A 2,199-nucleotide genomic window follows, 5' to 3' on the forward strand; every position below is an offset into this window, starting at 1 on the left:
ACTGGATCCAGTTGGGGTGCATTAGGTTGAGTTCGGCGGTGTCTTCGATGGAAACGATCTTGTACTCGGGTGGGATGAAACTGCACAGGACGTTTAAAAATGTGGTCTTCCCGGTCGCCGTTCCCCCTGAGACGAGGATCGAGCGTTTGTATTCCATCAGGATCCACAGGTACGCGAGCTCCATTGCATCGACCGAGTGATAGTCCATCATCTCAATGGGCGAGATGGGGTTTGCACGGAATTTACGGATGGTAAACGTCGATCCTTTCCTGGTTACTTCGCCGCCGAGGGTCAGATTCCCGCGGCTCCCGTCCGGCAGCGAAACATCCCGGATGGGCTGGAGGAGCGAGATATGCCTGCCGCCGACCTGTGCCAGCTTCAGGACGAAGTTGTTGAGCTCGACTTCGCCAAATTTCACGTTAGTACGGATTGAGCCGTAGATACGGTGCTGTACGTACAGGAAGATATCTGAGCCGTTGCAGCTGATATCCTCGATGTATTTGTCCTTCATCAGGGTGTCGATGCGGCTGTATCCTAGATACTGCCGTTTGAGGGTGAAGAACATCCGCTCTTTCTGGTGCTCCGTGAGTTTGAGCCCGAAGATGTTGACCAGTGAGTAGAACCGTTCCCGGAGGTATTCAGTCCGCCGATCGCCCTCGATAATTTCGAGATTTGTGCTCACCAGTTTCTCAAAGGCGCGCTCGATAATATCAAGGGCGACCTTCTCATCATCGGAGAGCTGCGGCTCGACCACGTCATATATCAAGGACCCCTCTTTTTTGTTATACTCGATATGGACGTATTGGTAGGGGGGATCGATCAGGTAGGTGATATTGACATCGCGCAACGATCCTTCAAGGGAGGGGGTGTCAAGGACACCCGGATCGAAATCGAGCGTCTGGATCTCCTTCTGCTCCGGGGGTGCCAGCAATGACCGGATCTTCTGCATAACTGAGGGAGGGGAAACTTGTTTGTTAGGTGCCTGAACCACATCGGTAACAGATAGCGCCAGGTCAGCCTGATCCGGTATGGAAGGGGGGGTTTCAGCCGCAGTTTCCGGAAGTGCCTGCACCTCTTCGGCCTGTATACCTGCTGTCCTCTCTTCAACGGGTTCTATGAAATAGAGGGATATTTTCAGGCCCAATTTTCTCAGGGAGGCCAGCTGTTCCCTGATTCTCTCTTTGACAGGGACGGAGGGCTTTTTTTCCCGTGGTTTCTTTACCTGTGTCCGGGAGACATCAGGTAGCTGTTCCGGCTTCAGTTCCGGTTCAATGAAGTAAAGGAAAAACTTCTGTATCCGTGAACCGGGTCGCCGGTTTTCCTGCTGGCGGCCAATCTCCTCGTCTCCAAGGTCAGGTTCGTAGTTTCCGTGATCTTCTTTTTGCATGCTGGCGGGGGATGGCGTATCATCTGCATCAGTATCCGCCCGGGAAGCGTCTGGCTCTCCTCCGGTGCTGAACAATGATGAAAGCCGGCCTGACAAGGGTCTGGGTGTCATGATATGGTGATGTAAGCGGTCTTGTTCAGCCACGTGGTGCCCTGCGCACTTGTTGCTGAATGGCTGACATTGTATGCCCCGGCATTAACATACTGGTGCGAGGGATTCTGCTGGGTGCTGGTGTACCCGTCGCCGAAGTCCCAGTTCCAGGATTCAGGGGAGGGGAAGCCGGTGCTCTGATCATTGAAAAGCACGGATGTTCCCGAGGGTCCAGTCAGCGGACTTGCCGTGAAGGATACAGCGGGCAAAGAATAGACCGTGATACTTTCTGAAGGGGCATCTATCCACCCGTCATATCCGTTGGTCGCATTGAGGTTTACCGTATAAATCCCTGCTGTCGTGTACGTATGTATCGGGTTTTGGAGGGAGGAAGTGCCCCCGTCACCGAAGTTCCAATTCCATAAGGTAGGCTGATCGGTTGAGGTGTCAGTGAACTGGACGGAGAGTGGTGCAAGGCCGGTAGTCTGATTCTGGGTAAAAGATGCTGCCAGTGATGATACCGAGATCCCGGTCGTATTCCAGCAGGAGCCCAGGCTGTTTGTTGCATCAAGTCTCACGGTATATGTTCCCGATGCGGTAAACGTATGCACCGGGTTCTGTAAGGTCGAGGCACTCCCATCACCGAAGTTCCAGAGCCAGGAGACGGGCTGATCGGTCGAAGTGTCGGTGAACCTGACGGAGAGTGGTACCGGGCCGGTGGT

General features: G+C 53.9%; 2 protein-coding genes. Both read right to left on the minus strand.

Annotation, left to right across the window (positions count from 1 at the left end; translation table 11 throughout):
* A partial coding sequence (locus WBL42_RS03180) for a type II/IV secretion system ATPase subunit (protein ID WP_424719821.1) occupies window positions 1–1,387 on the minus strand: 1,387 nt, incomplete at its 3' end.
* A 107-nt stretch (window positions 1,388–1,494) separates the two neighbouring features.
* The coding region (locus WBL42_RS03185) for a PKD domain-containing protein (RefSeq protein WP_424719822.1) at window positions 1,495–2,199 on the minus strand (705 nt) is incomplete at its 5' end.

Source organism: Methanoregula sp., assembly GCF_049686655.1.
GTDB lineage: Archaea > Halobacteriota > Methanomicrobia > Methanomicrobiales > Methanospirillaceae > Methanoregula.